This is a genomic window from Inquilinus limosus, assembly GCF_051487185.1.
In the GTDB taxonomy this organism is placed as follows: Bacteria; Pseudomonadota; Alphaproteobacteria; order DSM-16000; family Inquilinaceae; genus Inquilinus; species Inquilinus limosus_F.
The window spans coordinates 43,818-63,849 of record NZ_JAHVDK010000036.1; the positions used below are offsets into that span (position 1 = coordinate 43,818).

A 20,032-nucleotide genomic window follows, 5' to 3' on the forward strand; every position below is an offset into this window, starting at 1 on the left:
CATCTCGCCACGATCGGGTGTATGATGACAGACGCCGGCTCTTGTATGGGGCCGGCGTCGTGCTTTGAGCGAGGGAGAGCGTTCGTGACCAGACCGATTGCCCGCCACCGCCCGACCGGCGCGATCGCCGTGGGGGAGACCGCCCTGCTGCGCTGGGCCGCCACGGTGCTGGTTGCGGCGGCCATGCTGATGGCGGCGGCCGGCGCCCGCGCCGCGCCGGCGCCCGACAGCTTCGCCGATCTGGCCGAAAAGCTGGTGCCGGCCGTGGTCAACATCTCGACCACCCAGAAGGTCCAGGACGGCCAGGATCTGCCGGAGATGCCGCAATTCCCGCCGGGGTCGCCGTTCGACGAGTTCTTCCGCGACTTCTTCAACCGGCGCGGCCAGGGCGACCGCCCGCCGCGGCCCCGCAACGCCACGGCGCTCGGCTCCGGCTTCATCGTCCGGGCCAATGGCTTCATCGTCACCAACTACCATGTGATCGAGGACGCCGAGGAGATCACCGTCGTCCTGCACGACAACACCAGCCTTCCGGCCAAGCTGATCGGCCGCGACGACAAGACCGACCTGGCGGTGCTGAAGGTCGAGACCGACAAGCCGCTGCCCTTCGTCCAGTTCGGCGACAGCGACCAGATGCGGGTCGGTGATTGGGTGATGGCGATCGGCAACCCGTTCGGCCTCGGCGGCAGCGTCACCGCCGGCATCATCTCGGCCCGGTCGCGCGAGATCGGTGCCGGGAATTATGACGACTTCCTGCAGACCGACGCCGCCATCAACCGCGGCAATTCCGGCGGTCCGATGTTCAACATGGACGGGAAGGTGATCGGCATCAACACCGCGATCTACTCGCCTTCGGGCGGGTCGGTCGGCATCGGTTTCGCCATCCCCTCATCGCTGGCCAGCGGCGTGATCGACCAGATCATCCAGTTCGGCCGCACCAAGCGCGGCTGGCTGGGGGTCCGGATCCAATCGGTGACGCCGGAGATCGCCGAGAGCCTGGGGCTGGAGAAGCCGGAGGGCGCGCTGGTGGCCGGCGTGACCGACAAGGGCCCGGCGGCCAAGGCCGGGATCGAGACTGGCGACGTCATCCTGCAATTCGACGGCAAGCCGATCACCGAGAGCCGCCGCCTGCCGCGCGTGGTCGCCGACACGCCGGTCGACAAGCAGGTGTCGATCACGGTCTGGCGCAAGGGCGCCCGCAAGGACCTGCCGGTGACGCTGGGCGAGCTCGAGGCGGCCGAGGAATCCGGCCTCCTGGCCTCGACCCCGGACAGCCAGGGCGACAGCGGCAAGCCGCAGGCGCTTACGGCTCTCGGGCTCACACTGTCGCCGATCACCGACGCCCTGAAGAAACAGTACTCGCTGCCCGACGACCAGAAGGGCGTGGTGGTCACCGACGTCACCGGCGGGTCGCCGGCGGCGGAGAAGGGGCTCAAGCCCGGCGACGTCATCGTCGAAGTCGGCCAGGCCGAGGTGGCCAACCCGGACGACGTCGCCAAGAAGGTCACCGAGGCCCGCGAGGGCGGCCGCAAATCGGTGCTGCTGCTGGTCGAGAGCGGCGGCGACCTGCGCTTCGTCGCCCTGCCGGTCGGGTCGGGCTGAGACCGGGGTACGGCCAGTCAACTCTACCTGCCATGCCCGGGCTTGACCCGGGCATCCAGGGAATGTCGATGCCGCTCCGGGGGGCCCCCTGGATCGCCGTTCTCGGGCTTGACCCGAGGACCCGCCCGGCGATGACAATAGAGGGGGCGCGCAGGAGAACGTGTTGAGGGCGCTGCTCATTGGCAGCGCCCTTTCCTTTACCTGGACCTATCCCCGCCGGCGCAGCCGCCGCAGATCCTCGAGGCGCAGGGCGCCGAGGCCGAACAGGGTGGCGAGGTAGATCAGGCCGGCCGCGGCCAGCACCGCCAGCACGGTAGCGATCGCCAGCAGGTCGGAGCGGCCTGCCAGGGCCGGCGCGGCCAGCACCAGCAGGCCACACAGCGCCGCCGCCATCACCGCCCCGGCCAGCACCATGCGCGGCAGCCGCCGCCGGGAAGCGGCGTCGAGGCTGAAATGACCGCGGCGGTGCAGCACCCAGGCCAGCAGCAGGATGTTCAGCCACACCCCGGCCGAGGTGCCGACGGCGAGGCCGACCTGCGACAGGGTGTCCATCAGCGCGATCTTCAGCCCGACATTCAGCGCCACCGTGGCGACCGCGATCTTCACCGGCGTCGCCGTGTCGCCGCGGGCGTAGAAGCCGGGCAAGAGGCAGCGCACCAGCACCACGGCCGGCAGGCCGAAGGCATAGGCGGTCAGGGTCAGGGCCGACTGGTGGCTGTCGACCGCGGTGAAGCGGCCGCGCTCGAACATCGCCGCCAGGATCGGCTCCGCCGCCACCAGGAAGGCGACGGCGCAGGGCAGGGTGAGGGCCAGGGTCAGCTCGATTGCCCGGTTCTGGCTGGCCAGCGCGCCCTGGTGGTCGTCGGCGGCCAGGCGACGCGTCACCTCCGGCAGCAGCACGGTGCCGACGGCGATGCCGATGACGCCGAGCGGCAGCTGGTTCAGCCGGTCGGCATAGTTCAGGTAGGACTGGGCGCCGGTCGGCAGCGCCTGGGCGATGATGGTGTCGGCGAAGACGCTGATCTGGGCCATGCCGGCGCCCAGCGTCGCCGGCCCCAACGCCCGGAAGAAGCGGCGCACGCCGGGCGACAGGCGCGGCCATACCAGCCGCAGCGAGACCCCGGCCCGCCGCATGTCCCATGCCAGATACAGAAACTGGGCGATGCCGGACAAGAACACGCCCCAGGCCAGGGCATGCCCGGCGGAGGGCAGGAACGGCGTCAGCCCCAGCACCGCGCCGATCATGAACAGGTTCAGCAGGATCGGCGCGGCCGCCGCGGCGCCGAACCGGCCCAGCCCGTTCAGCACGCCGCCCTGCAGCGACACCAGCGACATGAACAGCAGGTAGGGGAAGGTGATCCGCGTCAGCTCGATCTTCAGGTCGGTCTGCGCCGCCGGGACGCTGCCCGGCTCCATCAGCGCGATCAGCCAGGGCATGGCGGCCAGGGCCGCGACCAGCACCACCAGGAGGACGGCCAGCAGGATCGCCTGCACCTGCTCCGCCAGCTCCAGCGCCCGGGCCTTGCCCTCGCGCTGCAGCGTGGTGGTGAAGGCCGGCAGGAAGGCGACGTTGAAGGCGCCTTCGGCGAACAGCGACCGGAAATGGTTCGGCAGCCGGTTGGCCAGGAAGAAGGCGTCGGCCACCGGCCCGGCCCCCAGCACCGCGGCGATGATCTGGTCGCGGACCAGGCCGAGCACGCGGCTGGCGAGCGTCAGCCCGCCGACGGAGGCGATCTTGCGGTACATCGTCAGGCCGGGACGAACTCCGAAGCGCGATAGCCTTGCAGGTAGAGGAGGGCGGTCAGGTCGCCATGGGCCACCGACACCGGCACCGACTCCCGCACCAGCGGCTTGGCCCGGAAGCCGACGCCGAGCCCAGCGGCCTGCAGCATCGGGATGTCGTTGGCGCCGTCGCCGACGGTGATGGCGTCGTCGAGACCGAGACCGCGCTCCGCCGCCATCTCCAGAAGGAAGCTGCGCTTGGCGTCCTTGCCCAGGATCGGCTCGCGCACCCGGCCGGTCAGGCGGCCATCGGCCTGGATCAGGTGGTTGCCCTCCGACCGGTCGAAGCCGACGGCGGCGGCCACCGGGCGGGTGAAGGCGTCGAAGCCGCCGGAGACCAGGGCGCAATAGGCGCCGTTGGCCCGCATCGTCGCCACCAAGGTGCGGCCGCCCGGCGTGTAGCGGAGATCGGCCAAAGCGCGGTCGATGATCGACAGCGGCTGGCCTTCGAGCAGGGCCACGCGCTCGACCACCGCCTCGCGGAAATTGATCTCGCCGCGCATCGCCCGCTCGGTGATCGGCACCACCCGGTCGGCAACGCCGGCCAGCGCCGCCAGCTCGTCCAGCGTCTCGCCCTCGACGATGGTGGCGTCCATGTCGGCGACCAGCAGGCGCTTGCGGCGGCCCCGGGCCGGCACGACATTGGCGTCGACCGGCTGCCCGGCCAGCGACAGCCGCGCCGCCGCCTGCGCCGCCTTGGCATCGACCCCGGCGAATGCGATATCGCAGGCGACGCCGGGGGCCAGCCAGTCGACCGCCCCCGGCGTCCCGCCCGCGATCGCCAGCGCGTTGCGCAGGTGGCGGGTCAGGGAATCGTCGAGGACCGGCCGGTCCGGGGCGGTGGTGAGGGTGAGGACGAGATCCATGACGCGGCGCAGCTCCCAAGCTCGGGCCCCGGATATGCCGCAGCGCGGCGGTGCCTGTCTATGCGCGAAAGGCGCCGGGGTGGTTGTGCAGGCACAGCTCCTTTGCGTTGCCTCTCCCGCTTGCGGGAGAGGTCGGAGACGCGAAGCGGCTCCGGGTGAGGGGATTTTGTCGAGGCCTGTGCCAGCCCTCACCCGGACGTCCTGGCGGACGTCCGACCTCTCCCGCCCCGCGGGAGAGGCAACGCGACGAGCTGGCGGGGCTCGATGATGGCGGAGAGCGTCATCGTCATCGGCGGTCCGACCGCCAGCGGCAAATCGGCGCTGGCGCTGGGTCTTGCGGAGGCGCTGGACGGCGTGGTGATCAATGCCGACAGCATGCAGGTCTATGCCGAGCTGTCGATCCTGACCGCCCGGCCCGGCCTGGTCGACCTGGCCCGGGCGCCGCACCGGCTCTACGGCGTGCTGCCGGCCTCGACGCGCTGCTCCGCCGCCGCCTGGTGCGACATGGCGCTGGCCGAGATCGGGCTGGCGCAGAAGGCCGGCAAGCGGCCGATCGTGGTCGGCGGCACCGGCCTCTATCTGCGTGCCCTGACGGAAGGGCTGAGCCCGATCCCGCCGGTGCCGGAGGAGATCCGCCGCGCCACGGCCGAGCTGCATGACAGCCTGGGCGGCGAGGCGTTCCATGCCGAGCTGATGCGCTGGGACCCGAAGATGGCCCGGCGCCTGGCCCCCGGCGACACCCAGCGGCTGATCCGGGCCTGGGAGGTGATGGTGGCGACCAACCGCTCGCTCGCCGACTGGCAGCAGGAGGCCGGCTCCGGCCCGCCGCCGGGCATGGTGTTCGACTGGATCGTGCTGGCGCCGCCGCGCGACGTGCTCTACGCCGCCTGCGACGGCCGCTTCCGCGCCATGGTCGCCGCCGGGGCGCTGGAGGAGGTGCGGGCGCTGCTGGCGCTGAATCTCGACCCGGAGCTGCCGGCGATGAAGGCGGTCGGGGTGCCGGAGCTGGCGGCGCATCTGCGCGGCGAGACCGACCTCGAGACCGCGATCGCCCGGGCGCAGCAGGCGACGCGTAACCTGGCCAAGCGCCAGACCACCTGGTTCCGCCACCAGCTCCCGGCCGGGAACGCAAGGGTGCAACGCTGCCATGTCGTCAGTGCGCAATATTCGGAAAAAAACTCCTCCGAAACTTTGTCTTTTCTTCGCATTCTGGATTGACCTCTCGGATTCCGCCGTCTAGCTTGCCGACCCTCGTTGATCCCCAACGTTGAACTCCGCGGCCCGGAGGGGGCCGCAACAGAGCCCGCGGCCGAAGGGCCGCAACACTGAGGTTGCGATGTCGACAGAAACGCTGACCGGAGCCGAAATCGTCCTGCGTGCCCTTCGGGACCAGGGCGTAGAGGTTATCTTCGGATATCCGGGCGGTGCTGTCCTTCCGATCTACGACGCGATCTTCAAGCAGAACGCGATCCGCCACATCCTGGTCCGGCACGAGCAGGCGGCGGTGCACGCAGCGGAAGGCTACGCCCGCTCGACCGGCAAGGTCGGCGTCGTCCTCGTCACCTCCGGCCCGGGCGCGACCAACGCCGTCACCGGCCTGACCGACGCGCTGATGGATTCGATTCCCATCGTCTGCCTGACCGGGCAGGTGCCGACCCATCTGATCGGCAACGACGCGTTCCAGGAATGCGACACCACCGGCATCACCCGGCCCTGCACCAAGCACAACTACCTGGTGAAGGACGTGAACGCGGTGGCCCGCACGCTGCATGAGGCGTTCTACGTCGCCCGCAGCGGCCGGCCCGGCCCGGTGGTGATCGATCTGCCGAAGGACGTGCAGTTCGCGGAAGGGCTCTACACCCCGCCCGAGCATGTCGAGCACCGCACTTATCGGCCGCGGACCGAGCCCGACCCGGACCTGATCGAGCAGGCGGTCGAGCTGATGGCCAAGGCCGACCGGCCGATCCTGTACACCGGCGGCGGCATCATCAATTCCGGCCCGGACGCATCGGCAGCGCTGCGCGAGCTGGTCGCGCTGACCGGCTTCCCCTGTACCTCGACCCTGCTGGGCCTCGGCGCCCTGCCGGCCTCGGACCCGCGGTTCCTCGGCATGGTCGGCATGCATGGCACCTACGAGGCCAATCTGGCGATGCACGGCTCCGACCTGATGGTCGCGCTGGGCTCGCGCTTCGACGACCGGGTGACCGGCAAGATCAGCGCCTTCGCGCCGGGGTCGACCAAGATCCATGTCGACATCGACCCGTCCTCGATCAACAAGAACGTCCATGTCGACCTGCCGATCGTCGGCGACGCCGGCAAGGTCATCCGGGCGATGATCGAGGTCTGGAAGCGCCGCGGCTACAAGCCGCGCGAAAAGGCGCTGGCCGCCTGGTGGGGCCAGATCAAGCAGTGGCAGGCCCGCAACTGCCTGAACTTCAGCCAGGACCGGTCGCCCGAGGCGGTCATCAAGCCGCAATACGCGATCAAGCGGCTGGGCGAGCTGACCGCCGACCGCGACGACGTCTACATCACCACCGAGGTCGGCCAGCACCAGATGTGGGCGGCGCAGCTGATCCCGTTCCAGAAGCCGAACCGCTGGATGACCTCGGGCGGTCTCGGCACCATGGGCTACGGCCTGCCGGCCGCGGTCGGGGTGCAGATCGCGCATCCCGAGGCGCTGGTGATCGACGTCGGTGGCGAGGCCTCGACGCTGATGAACATCCAGGAGCTGTCGACCATCGCCCAGTACCGGCTGCCGGTGAAGATCTTCATCGTCAACAATTTCTGGATGGGCATGGTGCGGCAGTGGCAGGAGCTGCTGCACGGCGAGCGTTATTCCGAGAGCTACTCCGAGGCGCTGCCCGATTTCGTCAAGCTGGCCGAGGCTTTCGGCCTGACCGGCCTGCGCGCCACCTGCATGGGCGAGGCCGATGACGTGATCCGCGAGATGCTGCGGATCAAGGGTCCGGTGGTCGTGGACATGCAGGTCTCCAAGATGGAGAACTGCTTCCCGATGATCCCGGGTGGTGCTGCCCACAACGAGATCCTGCTGGGGCCGAGCGACCACGCCGCCAAGCCGACCTCGGAGGAGGGGATGGTGCTCGTATAAGGCGCGGACGACGCCCTTCGCCGCAGCCGCCCCAGAGGGCGGCCGCGACTCTCGTCTCGTGACCTTCGGATCGCACCATGACCCCGCACACCCAGATCGCAACCCATACCATCGCCGTGCTGGTGGACAACGAGCCGGGCGCGCTGGCCCGCGTCATCGGCCTGTTCTCCGGCCGCGGCTACAATATCGAGAGCCTGACCGTGGCCGAGGTCGACGCGGCGCGGAACCTGTCGCGCATCACCGTCGTCACCTCCGGCACGCCGATGATCATCGAGCAGATCAAGGCCCAGCTCGACCGGCTGGTGCTGGTGCACAGCGTGCACGACCTGACGCTGGAGGGCCCGGCGGTCGAGCGCGAGCTGGCGCTGGTCAAGGTCCGCGGCAGCGGTGACAAGCGCATCGAGAGCCTGCGTATCGCCGACGTGTTCCGGGCCCGGGCCGTGGATTCGACGACCGAGAGCTTCGTCTTCGAGGTCACCGGATCGTCCCAGAAGATCAACGCCTTCATCCAGCTGATGATCCCGCTCGGCCTCGTCGACGTCAGCCGGACCGGTGTCGTTGCCATCGCCCGCGGGCCCGAAGGGCTGCTGGCAAATGAGTCGTCGGCCTCGGCGTTGTGATCCTCGGTGGATCATCTATGATGCTATCAAAAATGATAGCGGAGTAAGGCATGGGCCAGGTGATCATTCGCAATCTCGACGATCGCATCATCGAGCTCTGGAAGGCGAAGGCGGACTTCGAGGGCACTTCGCTCGAGCAGACCCTGCGGGATCTGCTGATCCGGGAGGCGCCGCTCGCGCCTGACCAGAAGCTCGCGATGCTGAAGGCGTTCCGGGAGTCCAACCATCGCACTCAGACGAGCGACAGCGTCGACCTGATCCGGGAGGATCGGGACGCACGGTGACGATCATCGCGGATGCGAGCCTGGTGGCGAAACTGCTCTTCGACGAGCCCGGGACGGCGGAGGCCGAGGCCGTGGTTCAGCGTGGCGACCCGCTGATCGCGCCGGAGCTGATCATCGCCGAGCTGGCCAGCCTCGCCTGGAAGAAGCGGCGGCGCCAGGAGCTTTCGGCCGAGGATTCGGTCGCCGCGGTGGCGTTGGCGGCGCGGATGCTGGAGCGGTTGGAACCTGTCGTCTCCTTGCGGCAGCGGGCGATGGAAATCGCGAACGAGCTCGATCACTCGCCCTATGACTGCTTCTATCTGGCGCTCGCCGAGCGGGAGCAGGGGAGGCTGGCGACGTTCGATCGCGGCCTGTCCGATCGGGTCTCGGCGAGCCGGTACGCCTCTCTCTTGTTGGTTGCGGATTAGGATCGGCGTTGGACGGGCCGCCCTCCGCTGTCGCGATCGCCCGTCGGTGTAGGAAGAAGGAACCAGTACGATGCGCGTTTATTACGACCGCGACGCGGATGTGAACCTGATCAAGTCGAAGAAGGTGGTGATCGTCGGCTATGGCAGCCAGGGCCATGCCCATGCCGCCAATCTGCGCGACAGCGGCGTCAAGGAAGTGCGCATCGCCCTGCGCCCGGAGAGCCCGACGGTGAAGAAGGCCGAGGCCGCCGGCTTCACCGTGATGTCGCCGGCCGAGGCCGCTGCCTGGGGCGACGTGCTGATGATGTGCACGCCGGACGAGCTGCAGGCCGACATCTACGCCCGCGACCTGGGGCCGAACATGAAGGAAGGCGCCGCCATCGCCTTCGCCCACGGCCTGAACGTCCACTTCAACCTGATCGAGCCGCGCAAGGACCTCGACGTGTTCATGGTCGCGCCGAAGGGCCCGGGCCACACCGTGCGCTCGGAATACCAGAAGGGCGGCGGCGTCCCCTGCCTGATCGCGGTGCATCAGAACGCGACCGGCGCCGCGCTCGACATCGGCCTGTCCTACGCCTCGGCGATCGGCGGCGGCCGCGCCGGCATCATCGAGACCACCTTCAAGGAAGAGTGCGAGACCGACCTGTTCGGCGAGCAGGTGGTGCTGTGCGGCGGCCTGACCGCGCTGATCATGGCCGGCTACGAGACCCTGGTCGAGGCCGGCTACGCGCCGGAGATGGCGTATTTCGAGTGCCTGCACGAGGTCAAGCTGATCGTCGACCTGATGTATGAGGGCGGCATCGCCAACATGCGCTACTCGATCTCCAACACCGCGGAATACGGCGACTACGTCACCGGCCCACGGATCATCACCGAGGAGACGAAGAAGGAGATGAAGCGCGTGCTGGACGACATCCAGTCCGGCCGCTTCACCCGCGACTGGATGCTCGAGAACAAGGTTGGCCAGGCCAGCTTCAAGGCCACCCGCCGCCGCCAGGCCGAGCACGACATCGAGAAGGTCGGCGAGAAGCTGCGCGCGATGATGCCGTGGATCGCCAAGAACAAGCTGGTCGACAAGGCCAAGAACTGATCCCGACACGATCCGGGAAAAGGAAAGGGCCCCGAAAGGGGCCCTTTTTATTGCGCGGCTACTCTGCCGGGGCCGCGACGCTCCGTCCGAGGACGGCCCGCCGGAGCAGCCAGGCCGCGACCACCGCGACGGCGGAAGCCAGGCTGAGCACGATCTGCGACCGGGTGTCCGCCTGGAACCCCATCGCCACCAGCACCGACGCCATGCCGGCGATGGTGAGGAGGGTGAGCCCTGGGTACAGCCACATCTTCACCCGCAGCCGCTCCGGCGGGGTGCGCGGGCGCAGCACCAGCTGCGACACGGCGATCAGCAGATAGACGAACAGGATCACCGCGCCGGAGGAGTTCAGCAGGAACAGGAACACCGTGTCCGGCGAGACATAGGCGGCGATCACCGAGAGATAGCCGATCACGGTCGATGCCAGGATCGCCCGCACCGGCACGCCGCCCGCGGTGGTGCGGGTGAGGGCGGCCGGGGCCTCGCGCCGCCCGGCCAGCACGAACAGCATGCGCGAGGCGGTGTAGAGGCCGGAGTTCAGGCAGGACAGCACGGCAGTCAGCACCACCGCGTTCATCAGGTCGCCGGCCCAGGGGATGCCCATCCGCTCGAAGGCGACGACGAAAGGCGATTGCTTCGACGCTAGGCTGTCCCAGGGCAGGATCACGGCCAGCAGGAAGATCGAGCCGATGTAGAAGATCAGGATGCGCACCACGACGGAGCGGGTGGCGCGCACCACCGCACGCTCCGGGTCCTTGGCCTCGGCGGCGGCGATGGTCGCGATCTCCGCCCCCACCATCGAGAACACCACGACGACGATGCCGGAGAAGATCGCCCCGACCCCATTCGGCAGGAAGCCGGCGGCCGGCGAAAGGTTCGAGAAATCCATGCTGTGGCCGGGCCACAGCCCCAGCACATAGACGGTGCCTAGCACCAGGAAGACCACGATGGTCGCGACCTTGATGCCGGCGAACCAGTACTCGAACTCGCCGAAGGAGCGGACGGAGTAGAGGTTGGTCGCGGTCATCAGCAGCAGAAGGCCGAGCGACGCCGCCCACAGCGGCACCTCCGGCAGCCACTTCTGCAGCAGGCCGGCGCCGGCCACTGCCTCGAAGCCGACCACGATCACCCAGAAGTACCAGTACAGCCAGGCCACGGTGAAGCCGGCCCAGTCGCCCAGTGCGAGCCGGGCATAGTCGGAGAAGGAGCCGGTGGAGGGGTTGGCCGCCGCCATCTCGCCCAGCATGCGCATCACCATGATGATCAGCACGCCGGTGACGGCATAGGTCAGGAAGGCGCCCGGCCCGACCGTGCCGATGATCGAGCTGGAGCCGACGAACAGGCCGGCGCCGATGACGCCGCCGATCGCAATCATGCTGAGGTGGCGTTGCTGCAAGCCCTGGTGGAGCCGACCGTCCGGTCCTGCGGCCATGGTTCGATCTTCTTCTTGTGGATCCGACGCGCGCCCTCCTAGCCTGATTTCCTCAGCGGCACACGCGATTTTGTCGGGAATGGGGCATTCTGGTCCGTGTGCGACATCAATTGCAGGATTTCCGTCCGCACTCTGGGAGACTGATATGCCGAGCTACAGCGACGAGGACATGGCCCATCTCGCCCGGCTGGTCGGGCTGGCGCAGTCCGACCCGGACAATATCCGCCTGATGTCGCCGCGCGACGCCTGCGCGGTGGCGCTGCTGCTGAACCGCCTGGACCTGCTGCCGGAGCCGCAGCGCCACCCGCTGGCGGCGCTGGAGCTGCTGGGCCCGGCCGGGCGGGAGATGGTGCTCGACCTCTACCACCGCCGCGCCGGATCGGACGCGACGCAGGACGCGTGAACAGCGGATCAGCCGGGAGGAGGCAGGGCGGTCGGGGCCAGCAGCAGAATGGCGCCGAGGGCGATCAGCACCAGCGCCGGCCAGTTTGCCCTTAGACCAAAGCCCCACAGGCTGAAGGACCGCTTCTCGCGGTTGAACCGGCCGATCCAGATGCCCTGGAAGGCGGAATACACCACCCCGGCGATCACCAGGAGTGCACCGATCAGGGGGAGTAGTGCGGCGGACTGCATGCGACCTCCAACCGCGGCCCGCCCGGCGGAACGTGTCGCAGCGCCGGACGGATCGGCCAAAAGATCAACGGGACCGGGCCGGAGGCGGTTCCTGTCTGCGGGTCGCAGCCGAATGGGAGACGAGCCGGCGAGGAGTGGTCGCTGATCCCCTCGGCAGGCTCAGCCGGCGCGGAACAGGCCCAGGCGCTGCAGCAGCCGGCCGATGACGCGGCCCAGCCGCTCGGCAAAGCTGGCCGGCGGCGGGGGCTGGCGGGCCGGCTCCGCCGCCTGCGGCCGATGGCGTGCGGTCTCGGCGTCCTCACCGCCGAAGGCGGCGCGCGCCTGCTCCAGCAGCGCGGGGATCGACCGTGCCTGGCGCAGCAGCATCGGCAGGAACAGGAGCGCGACCACCGCGCCGATGATCAGGAGCTTTGCACCGCTCAGGCCCATGACGGCTCTCCGTTCAGCCCTGCTTGCCGGCGGGGCGCTCGCGCCGGGCGCGCACCGGGACGGTGCGGCGGGAGGCCAGCTTGGCGAAGACCGCCAGGGTCAGGGCCCCGGCCAGCAGCGGACCGCCGGTCATGACGATCCATTCGGTCTCGCCGATGCCCTCCAGCTCGCCGACCCCCTGGGCCACCAGCCAGCCGGGCGCCAGCATGGCGGGAACCCAGACGATCGCCGACAGGATGTTGGCGATCTGGAAGCGGGACTGGCGCATGCGCATGATCCCGGCGACCAGCGGCACCACGGCGCGCAGCGGCCCCAGGAAGCGGCCGAGGAAGATCGACGCGGTGCCCCAGCGGCGGAAGAACAGCCGGCCGCGGGCGATCATCGCCTTGTCGCGCGAGAACGGCCAGACGTTGCGGGCGTTCGGCCCCAGCTTCTGCCCCAGCCAATAGGAGACGGCGTCGCCCAGCACGGCGCCGGCGATCGACCACAGGATCACCGGCGCGGGATGCAGGATGCCGCCGCCGACCAGGGCGCCGGTCGCCAGCATCAGCGCGGTGCAGGGGACGAACAGGCCGAGCACGGCCATGGATTCACCGAAGGCCAGCAGGGCCAGGATCGGCCCCGCCCAGGCCTGGTTGTCGGTGATGAACTGCGTGACCTGGGCGACAAAGGATTCCACGATACGTCCAATCGGCTCACGTCAAAAAAAGAGGGCCGGAGGCACCGTTGCCTCCGGCCCCAGCTTACTCTCAGAGCTCCTCGCCGCCCATATCGAACCCGGCGTCGGACGCCAGGTCGCCGGCGGCATCCTCGGCCGCCTGGGCGACGTCGGGCGTGAAGGCGTCCATCAGCAGATTGCCGAGGACCACGCCGCCGGCCACGCCCATGGCGGTCTGCATCGCCCCTGCCAGGAAGCCGCCGCCGGCGGGGCGGTGGCCGTAGCCGTGCGGGGCGCCATAGCCGGGCTGGGCCTGGCGGCCCCACGGGGCGGAGGGGGCCGGCTGCGGCCGCTGGCCGCCGCCGAACAGCCCGGCCAGGAAGCCTCCGGCCGCGGGCTGCGCGGCGCGCCGCTCCAGATCGTTGATCCGCTGCTGTGCCGCCGCCAGCGCCTGCTCCTGCACCAGGATGACCTGTGCCATGTAGTAGGCGGCGGCCGGCTGCTCGGCGAGGCGGCGCCGGATCAGATCCTCGGCGCCGGCGTCGCGCGGGCCGCCGTCGCGCTCGGCTCGCGCCAGCTTCACGAAGAGGTCGTCGATGGCCTGCTTCTCGTTGTCGTACACGCCCTTACTCCTCCCGCGCGCCGGTCAGGTTCAGCAGCAGCTGGAACATGTTGATGAAGTTCAGGTACAGCGACAGCGCGCCCATCACCGCCAGCTTGTTCAGGCTCTCGCTGTCGTAGTGCTCGGCGTATTCCTCCTTGATCCGCTGGGTGTCCCAGGCGGTCAGGCCGGTGAAGATCAGCACGCCGGCGACCGAGACGATGAACTGCAGCGCGGTCGAGCCGATGAAGAGGTTCACCAGGCTGGCGATGATGATGCCGATCAGGCCCATCATCAGGAACGAGCCGAAGCGGGACAGGTCGGCCTTGGTGGTGTAGCCGTACAGGCTCATCGCGCCGAACATCACCGCGGTGATCATGAAGGTGCGGGCGATGCTGGTCCCGGTGAAGACCAGGAAGATCGCCGCCATCGACAGGCCCATGGCGGCGCAGAACAGCCAGAACACCGTCTGCGCCGTGGCGGAGGAGATGGCGTGGATGCGGAACGAGAAGAAGAAGACGAAGGCCAGCGGCGCCAGCATCACCACCCACTTCAGCGGGGTGGTGAAGATCGGGATGTAGATCGCCGGGGTGCTGGCGACCAGGAAGGCCACCAGGCCGGTCACGACCAGGCCCAGGCCCATGTAGTTGAAGACGCGCAGCATGTGCTGGCGCAGGCCGACGTCGAGCTCGGCGGCCGTCGGGCGCGCCGTCGTCTGCCATTGGTATTGCGGCATGTTCATGGGGTCGTCACTCCTTCGTGAGCGTTCAGTAGAGGGTATCGGCCAGGCCGTTTGCGGCGACCAGCAGGTCGTCCGCCTTGGCATCGGCGCAGAGCGCGTAGACCGACGGACCCACCTGCCAATAGGCAACGGTGACGTCCTTCGCCCGCTGCGCCTGCGGCTCCTGCACGTCGAAGCTGTCGGTGGCGGCGGCGAACAGCGTCACCAGTCCGAACCGGTCGGTGTCGATCGTCGCCTCGAAGCCCGAGCCGCCATCCCAGGGCACCACCTCGATCGACCGGATCGACCAGCCCTGCGGCAGGTCGGGGAGGGTGATCGGCGCCTTGGCCAGGTCCTCCGGCTTCAGCCCGCCCTTGGGCTCGGCCGGGTCGACCAGATGGCGGTACAGCACGGTGCGGTAGGCGTCGCCGGCCTCGTCGGCATAGGCCGGGATGGTGGCCGAGGCGCTGTCGATCCGGGTCACGCCCAGCATCGACTGGGCGCCCCAGCCGAGGCCGACCAGCAGCACCACCGCGGCGACCCGGCGCAGCCGGCCGGTCAGCCGGCGCCAGCGCACGGCGCGGCCGAGCAGACGGGCGTTCTCATAGCTGGCGACGCGGATGCCGGCATCCTCGGCGAAGGCCAGGCGCAGCGCGTCGCGCAGGCGCAGATCGGCCATCACCTGGGCCGCCACCGGCGGGTTCGCTTCGAGATGGGCCTCGATCTCGATCCGGCGGGGCAGGTCGAGCTCGCCATCGATATAGGCCTGGATCTCGGCTTCGGTCGGGGTCTGGGTCATGGGCTTCACTCCACCAGCCGCAGCCGCGGCGGGGTCGGTCCGTCGGTGCCGCGGTCGCCCGCCGCATCGCCGGCGCCGCTGCCGACGATCTCGCGCAGCGCTGCCCGGGCGCGGCCCAGGCGCGACATCAGAGTGCCGATCGGGATGCCGAGGATGGCCGCGGCCTCCTGGTAGCGGAACTCCTCGACCGCCACGAGCAGCAACGCCTCGCGCTGCTCCTCCGGCAGGGCCAGCATCGCCCGCTGCACCTGGGCCAGCTGGACCCGGGCGTCCTGGCTCGGCGCGCCGGATTCGGGCGCCAGCTGCGTCGCCTGGACGATGCGGGCGTCCTCGGCCCGGCGGCCGCGCAGGCGCGAGGCGTGGGTGTTGTGCATGATCGCGAACAGCCAGGGGCGCAGCGCCCGGTCCGGCTGCCAGCTGCGCCGCCCCTCGTAGGCCTTGAGCAGGGTTTCCTGCAGCAGGTCCTCGGCTTCGGCAGCATCCCGGGTCAGGACCAGCGCATAGCGCTTCAGCCCCGGCAGCTCGGCGATGACGTCGAAATCGTCCTTGCGGCGTTTCATGACCCATATACGCAGCTGCCGGCGATTTTCATCCCGCGCCGCGCCCTTCTTTCGGCGGATGTGCCGACAAACTCTCAACAAGATCCTGGATATGATGATTTTTCTGAGGTTTTTTCAGACGAAAACCGCGCCGCCGGTGTTATTAGGCAGCGGCACTCTTTTTCCCTCTGCGATTCGGAGCGATATGACCGACGACACTGTGGAGCAACGCCGATCGGTCGATCCCTCCATGCCCGATCGCTATCTGGGTCGACCCGTCGGCGCCACCGCAGCTTCAGTCGCTCTGCCCTATCCGTCCCGGCCCGGCGTCATCGAGCGCTGGCCGAGCTGGCTGGTCGGCCTGGCCGGGCTGCTCGCCCTCGGGCTGCTGCTGCGCATCATCCTCGCCCTGGCATTCCCGCGCATCCACCACGCCGACGAGCTGTTCCAGTATTACGAGCAGGCGCATCGGCTGGCCTTCGGCCAGGGCATCGTGCCCTGGGAATATCGCGAGGGCATCCGCTCCTGGCTGTTGCCGGGCATTTTGGCCGGGCTGATGAAGGCGGTGTCCTGGGTCAGCGACGACCCGTCCTCCTATCTCGCCGCGTCGAAGGGACTGTGGTCGGCGCTGTCGCTGAGCATCCCGGCGGTCGCCTTCCTCTGGGCCAAGCGCGCCGCCGGCCCGACGGCCGGGCTGACCGCGGCCTTCATCGCCATTGTCTGGTTCGAGCTGGTCTACTACGCGCCGACGGCGCTGACAGAATCGATCGCCACCAGCCTTCTGCTGATCGCCTGCTGGCTGGCCTGGGCCGCGGAGACGGTCGACCGCCGGCGGCTGATCTGGGCCGGGCTGCTGTTCGGCCTGGTCTTCGTCTTCCGCTTCCACCTGCTGCCCGCGATCGCGACCGCGGCCGTGGTCGCCAGCCGGGGCGACTGGCGCGGCCGGCTGCGGCCGATGCTGCTGGCCGGGCTGGGGCCGGTGCTGCTGTGCAACGGGCTGCTCGACTGGGTGACGCTCGGCTGGCCGTTCCAGTCGGTCGTGAAGAACTTCTGGATCAACATCGTCGAGGAGAAGAGCCACAGCTTCGGCGTGATGCCGCCGGGCTTCTACCTCGAGGAATATGCCCGGATCTGGTCATGGTGGTTGGCGCCGATGGCGGCGCTGATCGTGCTGGGGGCGCGCGGCCAGCCGATGCTGGTGGCGGTGCCGCTGGCGATCGTGCTGTCGCACAGCCTGGTGGCCCACAAGGAGTACCGCTTCGTCCTGCCGGCGCTGCCCTTCCTGCTGATCCTCGCCGCGCTGGGGACCGAGCGGCTGGCCCGGCGCCTGGGCAAGGAGCTGGCGGCGGAGAGGTGGAGCGGCGTGCCGCGCTGGGCGCCGCTGGCGGTGCTGTGCGCCGCCTGGGTGCTCGCCTCGGGACTGCTGTCGGCCAGCGACCGCTGGGGGCCGGAATGGACCCGCGTCGCGCCCGGCATCGCCGCCACCCAGGCGCTGCACGAGCGTGAGGCGCTGTGCGGCCTGGGCCTGCTGACGCCATGGTCGGACCTGGCCGGCTACACCACTCTGCATCGCGACGTGCCGGTGTTCTGGTTCGGCGACGACACGCGGCGGTTGTGGCGCTCGGTCCCGTCCTTCAACTACGTCATGGCGCGGCCGGAGCAGATGCCACCGAGCACCGGCTACCAGCTGGAGAGCTGCCCGAGCGAGATCTGCCTGTACCGCCGGCCGGGGCAGTGCACGGCGCCGCGGGACATCGGCGTGAGCGGGGCGATGGCCGAGCGCGGGATGTGATTTCCGGCGGCATGATTCGGCCCGACTCTCCGCTTGAGACTCGGGTCGCGCTGGTCTAAAGCAACGCGGCGGCGGGATCGGCCCGCCGTTCCCGCCCCTCGCACTGGACCTTACCCAGCCGAGCCCGGCTGACAGGACATCACGGCCGCATGTTCAACTTCTTCGGTTTCCTCTCGGCCGACATGGCCATCGACCTGGGCACGGCGAACACGCTGGTCTACGTCAAGGGCCGTGGCATCGTCCTGAACGAGCCGTCGGTGGTGGCCATCGCCAATATCCGCGGCAAGAAGCAGGTCCTGGCGGTGGGCGACGAGGCCAAGCAGATGCTGGGCCGCACCCCGGGCAACATCACCGCCATCCGCCCCCTCCGCGACGGCGTCATCGCCGATTTCGAGGTGGCGGAGGAGATGATCAAGCATTTCATCCGCAAGGTGCACAACCGGCGCAGCTTCGCGGCGCCGGAGGTGATCGTCTGCGTGCCGTCGGGCTCGACCGCGGTCGAGCGCCGCGCCATCCAGGAATCGGCCGAGAGCGCCGGCGCCCGTCGGGTCTATCTGATCGAGGAGCCGATGGCGGCGGCGATCGGCGCCGGCCTGCCGGTGACCGAGCCGACCGGCAGCATGGTGGTCGACATCGGCGGCGGCACCACCGAGGTCGCGGTGCTGTCGCTCGGCGGCATCGTCTATTCCCGCTCGGTCCGGGTCGGCGGCGACAAGATGGACGAGGCGATCATCGCCTATATCCGCCGCAACCATAATCTCCTGATCGGCGAGGGCTCGTCCGAGCGGATCAAGAAGGAGATCGGCTCCGCCGCCCCGCCGGAGGATGGCGAGGGCCGGTACATGGAGATCAAGGGCCGCGACCTGCTGAACGGCGTGCCGAAGGAGCTGGTGATCTCCGAGCGGCAGATCGCCGAAAGCCTGGCCGAGCCGGTCAGCCAGATCGTCGAGGCGGTGAAGGTGGCGCTCGAGCACACCGCGCCGGAGCTGGCGGCCGACATCGTCGATAAGGGCATCGTCCTGACCGGCGGCGGCTCGCTGCTGGGCAATCTCGACCTGGTGCTGCGGCACGCCACCGGTCTGCCGGTGTCGATCGCCGACGACCCGCTGTCCTGCGTCGCGCTGGGCACCGGCCGGGCGCTGGAAGAGATGAAGACGCTCAAGCACGTTCTGATCAACATGTACTAATATGCCGTGATCCGCCCGGCGCAGGCTGGGGGATCTGCAAAAACGGTAGTACGCTCCTTTTGGGAATCCGGTCTTCGGCGGACGGACATGCGGGTGATGCAGCGGAGCAGGCCGGTGGCGCGCATCGCGGCGATCAGGGCCGCGGCGCACCGATTCTCCTTCGGCCTGCTGCTGTTCGCCGCGATCAGCCTCTTGATGGTCGGCAAGATCGACGCGGTGCTGGTCGACGGCATCCGCGCCCGCGTGGTCGACGCCGTGGCGCCGATCCTCGACGCCATGTCGCGCCCGGCCGCCAGCGTCGCCCGGATGGTGACGGAGCTGCAGAGCCTGTCCGACATCCGCGGCGAGAACGCCCGGCTGCGGCAGGAGGTGGCGACGCTGCGGCAGTACCAGGACGTCGCCTTCCGGCTCGAGGCCGAGAACCTGACCCTGCGCAACCTTTTGAACTACACGCCGGATTCGGCGCATTCCTTCCTCACCGCCCGGGTCGTCGCCGACAATGGCGGCGCCTTCGTGCGCAGCCTGACGATCAATCTCGGCGCCGCGAACGGCATCCGCGACGGCCAGGCGGTGCTCGGCGGTCGCGGCCTGATCGGCCGGATCGTGCAGACCGGCGACCATTCCGCCCGGGTGCTGCTGATCACCGACCTTAACGCCCGCATCCCGGTGGTGGTGGAGCGCACCCAGCAGCGCGCCGTCGTCGGCGGCGACAACACCGACCGGCCGCGGCTCTTGTACCTGCCGCCGGACGCGTCGATCCGCGTCGGCGACCGGATCGTCACCTCCGGCAGCGGCGGCATGTTCCCGGCCGGCCTTCCGGTCGGCGTCATCGCCGCCGCCCAGGACAGCGCCGTCCGCATCCAGCCGATCGAGCCGCTCGAGGCCATCACCTACGTCAAGGTCGTCGATTTCCGCACGCTCGATCCCGGGATGGCGATGCAGCCGGTGCCCGGCTTCGCGCAATGACCGGGGACCTGCTGCACAAGCTCGACCTCGCCGCGCGCCACGCCGCCCCCGGGGCCGTGACCCTGATCCTGGTGCTGGTCGGGGTGACGCCGACGCATCTGCCCTATTACAGCAGCATCGCGCCGTTCCTGCCGCTGGCCTCGGTCTACTACTGGGGGGTGCACCGGCCCGACCTGATGCCGATGTGGCTGATCTTCCTGGTCGGGCTGCTGCACGACGTGCTGACCGATTCGCCGATCGGGCTGCATGCGGCGATCCTGCTGCTGTGCCAATGGGTGCTGCTGCGCCAGCGCCGCTTCCTGGCCGGGCGGCCCTTCGTGGTGCTGTGGTTCGGCTTCGCCGTGCTGGTGGCCGCGGTCACCCTCATCGAATGGATCGGTGTTGGCCTGTACGATTTCGCGGTCGTGCCGCCGCGGCCCCTCTTGGTCCGGCTGGTCCTGACCATCGCCGTCTTCCCGCCTCTGGCCTGGCTGTTCATCCAGGTGCATCGCGGCTTCCTGCGGGCGGGGGACTAGGCC

Annotated in this window: 22 protein-coding genes; 12 read left to right on the top strand and 10 right to left on the bottom strand. The window is 69.5% G+C overall.

Going from position 1 to position 20,032, the window contains the following annotated elements; all coding sequences use genetic code 11:
- The first annotated feature begins 45 nt into the window (after positions 1-45).
- A complete protein-coding gene (locus tag KXR53_RS31155) occupies positions 46-1,602 on the top strand; it encodes a DegQ family serine endoprotease (RefSeq protein WP_437379546.1) in 1,557 nt (518 codons plus the stop codon).
- A gap of 207 nt (positions 1,603-1,809) precedes the next feature.
- Here the strand turns inward: KXR53_RS31155 and murJ are convergent, their stop codons facing one another.
- Both murJ and serB read right to left on the bottom strand, forming a co-directional pair.
- Complete coding sequence (murJ, locus tag KXR53_RS31160) at positions 1,810-3,348, bottom strand: murein biosynthesis integral membrane protein MurJ (protein WP_437379506.1); 1,539 nt, start codon at positions 3,346-3,348, stop codon at positions 1,810-1,812.
- A gap of 2 nt (positions 3,349-3,350) precedes the next feature.
- A complete protein-coding gene (serB, locus tag KXR53_RS31165; protein WP_437379507.1) occupies positions 3,351-4,250 on the bottom strand; it encodes a phosphoserine phosphatase SerB in 900 nt (299 codons plus the stop codon).
- Between the two features lie 264 nt (positions 4,251-4,514).
- Between serB and miaA the strand changes: the two genes are divergently transcribed.
- From miaA to ilvC, 6 genes are all read left to right on the top strand, one after another.
- On the top strand, positions 4,515-5,468 hold the full coding sequence (miaA, locus tag KXR53_RS31170) for a tRNA (adenosine(37)-N6)-dimethylallyltransferase MiaA (RefSeq protein ID WP_437379508.1): 954 nt from the start codon (positions 4,515-4,517) through the stop codon (positions 5,466-5,468).
- Positions 5,469-5,586: 118 nt separating this feature from the next.
- Positions 5,587-7,359 (top strand): acetolactate synthase 3 large subunit, encoded by a 1,773-nt coding sequence (locus KXR53_RS31175; protein WP_437379509.1) that lies wholly within the window; start codon positions 5,587-5,589, stop codon positions 7,357-7,359.
- A 77-nt stretch (positions 7,360-7,436) separates the two neighbouring features.
- Positions 7,437-7,979: an acetolactate synthase small subunit gene (gene ilvN / locus KXR53_RS31180; RefSeq protein WP_437379510.1), complete on the top strand. Its 543-nt coding sequence runs from the start codon at positions 7,437-7,439 to the stop codon at positions 7,977-7,979.
- 50 nt (positions 7,980-8,029) lie between these two features.
- Entirely contained in the window at positions 8,030-8,263 is a 234-nt protein-coding gene (locus tag KXR53_RS31185; protein ID WP_437379511.1) for a FitA-like ribbon-helix-helix domain-containing protein, read from the top strand.
- Positions 8,260-8,670, top strand: coding sequence for a type II toxin-antitoxin system VapC family toxin (locus KXR53_RS31190; RefSeq protein ID WP_437379512.1), 411 nt, complete (start codon positions 8,260-8,262; stop codon positions 8,668-8,670). Before KXR53_RS31185 ends, KXR53_RS31190 begins: the two co-directional genes overlap by 4 nt.
- Positions 8,671-8,740: 70 nt before the next feature.
- Entirely contained in the window at positions 8,741-9,760 is a 1,020-nt protein-coding gene (gene ilvC, locus KXR53_RS31195) for a ketol-acid reductoisomerase (protein WP_437379513.1), read from the top strand.
- A 58-nt stretch (positions 9,761-9,818) separates the two neighbouring features.
- Here the strand turns inward: ilvC and KXR53_RS31200 are convergent, their stop codons facing one another.
- The gene (locus KXR53_RS31200; protein WP_437379514.1) at positions 9,819-11,189 is read right to left on the bottom strand and encodes an amino acid permease; all 1,371 of its coding nucleotides are present in this window, start codon (positions 11,187-11,189) and stop codon (positions 9,819-9,821) included.
- Positions 11,190-11,334: 145 nt separating this feature from the next.
- Here KXR53_RS31200 and KXR53_RS31205 point away from each other — a divergent pair, with 145 nt between their 5' ends.
- The gene (locus KXR53_RS31205) at positions 11,335-11,592 is read left to right on the top strand and encodes a hypothetical protein (RefSeq protein ID WP_437379515.1); all 258 of its coding nucleotides are present in this window, start codon (positions 11,335-11,337) and stop codon (positions 11,590-11,592) included.
- An 8-nt stretch (positions 11,593-11,600) separates the two neighbouring features.
- On the opposite strand, the gene KXR53_RS31210 is transcribed toward KXR53_RS31205, so the two are convergent.
- From KXR53_RS31210 to KXR53_RS31240, 7 genes are all read right to left on the bottom strand, one after another.
- Positions 11,601-11,822 (bottom strand): hypothetical protein, encoded by a 222-nt coding sequence (locus KXR53_RS31210; RefSeq protein WP_437379516.1) that lies wholly within the window; start codon positions 11,820-11,822, stop codon positions 11,601-11,603.
- A 159-nt stretch (positions 11,823-11,981) separates the two neighbouring features.
- Entirely contained in the window at positions 11,982-12,251 is a 270-nt protein-coding gene (locus tag KXR53_RS31215; RefSeq protein WP_437379517.1) for a hypothetical protein, read from the bottom strand.
- A 13-nt stretch (positions 12,252-12,264) separates the two neighbouring features.
- On the bottom strand, positions 12,265-12,930 hold the full coding sequence (locus KXR53_RS31220) for a DedA family protein (protein ID WP_437379518.1): 666 nt from the start codon (positions 12,928-12,930) through the stop codon (positions 12,265-12,267).
- Between the two features lie 70 nt (positions 12,931-13,000).
- Positions 13,001-13,531 carry a DUF2076 domain-containing protein gene (locus KXR53_RS31225; RefSeq protein WP_437379519.1) on the bottom strand — a complete coding sequence of 177 codons (531 nt, stop codon included), beginning with the start codon at positions 13,529-13,531 and terminating at the stop codon, positions 13,001-13,003.
- A 4-nt stretch (positions 13,532-13,535) separates the two neighbouring features.
- A complete protein-coding gene (locus KXR53_RS31230; protein ID WP_437379520.1) occupies positions 13,536-14,252 on the bottom strand; it encodes a Bax inhibitor-1/YccA family protein in 717 nt (238 codons plus the stop codon).
- A 25-nt stretch (positions 14,253-14,277) separates the two neighbouring features.
- On the bottom strand, positions 14,278-15,030 hold the full coding sequence (locus tag KXR53_RS31235; protein WP_437379521.1) for an anti-sigma factor family protein: 753 nt from the start codon (positions 15,028-15,030) through the stop codon (positions 14,278-14,280).
- Between the two features lie 5 nt (positions 15,031-15,035).
- Positions 15,036-15,590 carry a sigma-70 family RNA polymerase sigma factor gene (locus KXR53_RS31240; RefSeq protein WP_437379522.1) on the bottom strand — a complete coding sequence of 185 codons (555 nt, stop codon included), beginning with the start codon at positions 15,588-15,590 and terminating at the stop codon, positions 15,036-15,038.
- Positions 15,591-15,819: 229 nt separating this feature from the next.
- Here KXR53_RS31240 and KXR53_RS31245 point away from each other — a divergent pair, with 229 nt between their 5' ends.
- The 4 genes from KXR53_RS31245 (at position 15,820) to mreD (ending at position 20,029) form a co-directional block, all read left to right on the top strand.
- Entirely contained in the window at positions 15,820-17,361 is a 1,542-nt protein-coding gene (locus KXR53_RS31245; RefSeq protein WP_437379523.1) for a hypothetical protein, read from the top strand.
- A gap of 149 nt (positions 17,362-17,510) precedes the next feature.
- Complete coding sequence (locus KXR53_RS31250) at positions 17,511-18,548, top strand: rod shape-determining protein (protein WP_026873547.1); 1,038 nt, start codon at positions 17,511-17,513, stop codon at positions 18,546-18,548.
- A 96-nt stretch (positions 18,549-18,644) separates the two neighbouring features.
- Positions 18,645-19,514: a rod shape-determining protein MreC gene (gene mreC, locus KXR53_RS31255; RefSeq protein ID WP_437379524.1), complete on the top strand. Its 870-nt coding sequence runs from the start codon at positions 18,645-18,647 to the stop codon at positions 19,512-19,514.
- Complete coding sequence (mreD, locus tag KXR53_RS31260; RefSeq protein ID WP_437379525.1) at positions 19,511-20,029, top strand: rod shape-determining protein MreD; 519 nt, start codon at positions 19,511-19,513, stop codon at positions 20,027-20,029. The genes mreC and mreD overlap by 4 nt, the downstream gene beginning before the upstream one ends.
- The last annotated feature ends 3 nt before the right edge of the window (positions 20,030-20,032 follow it).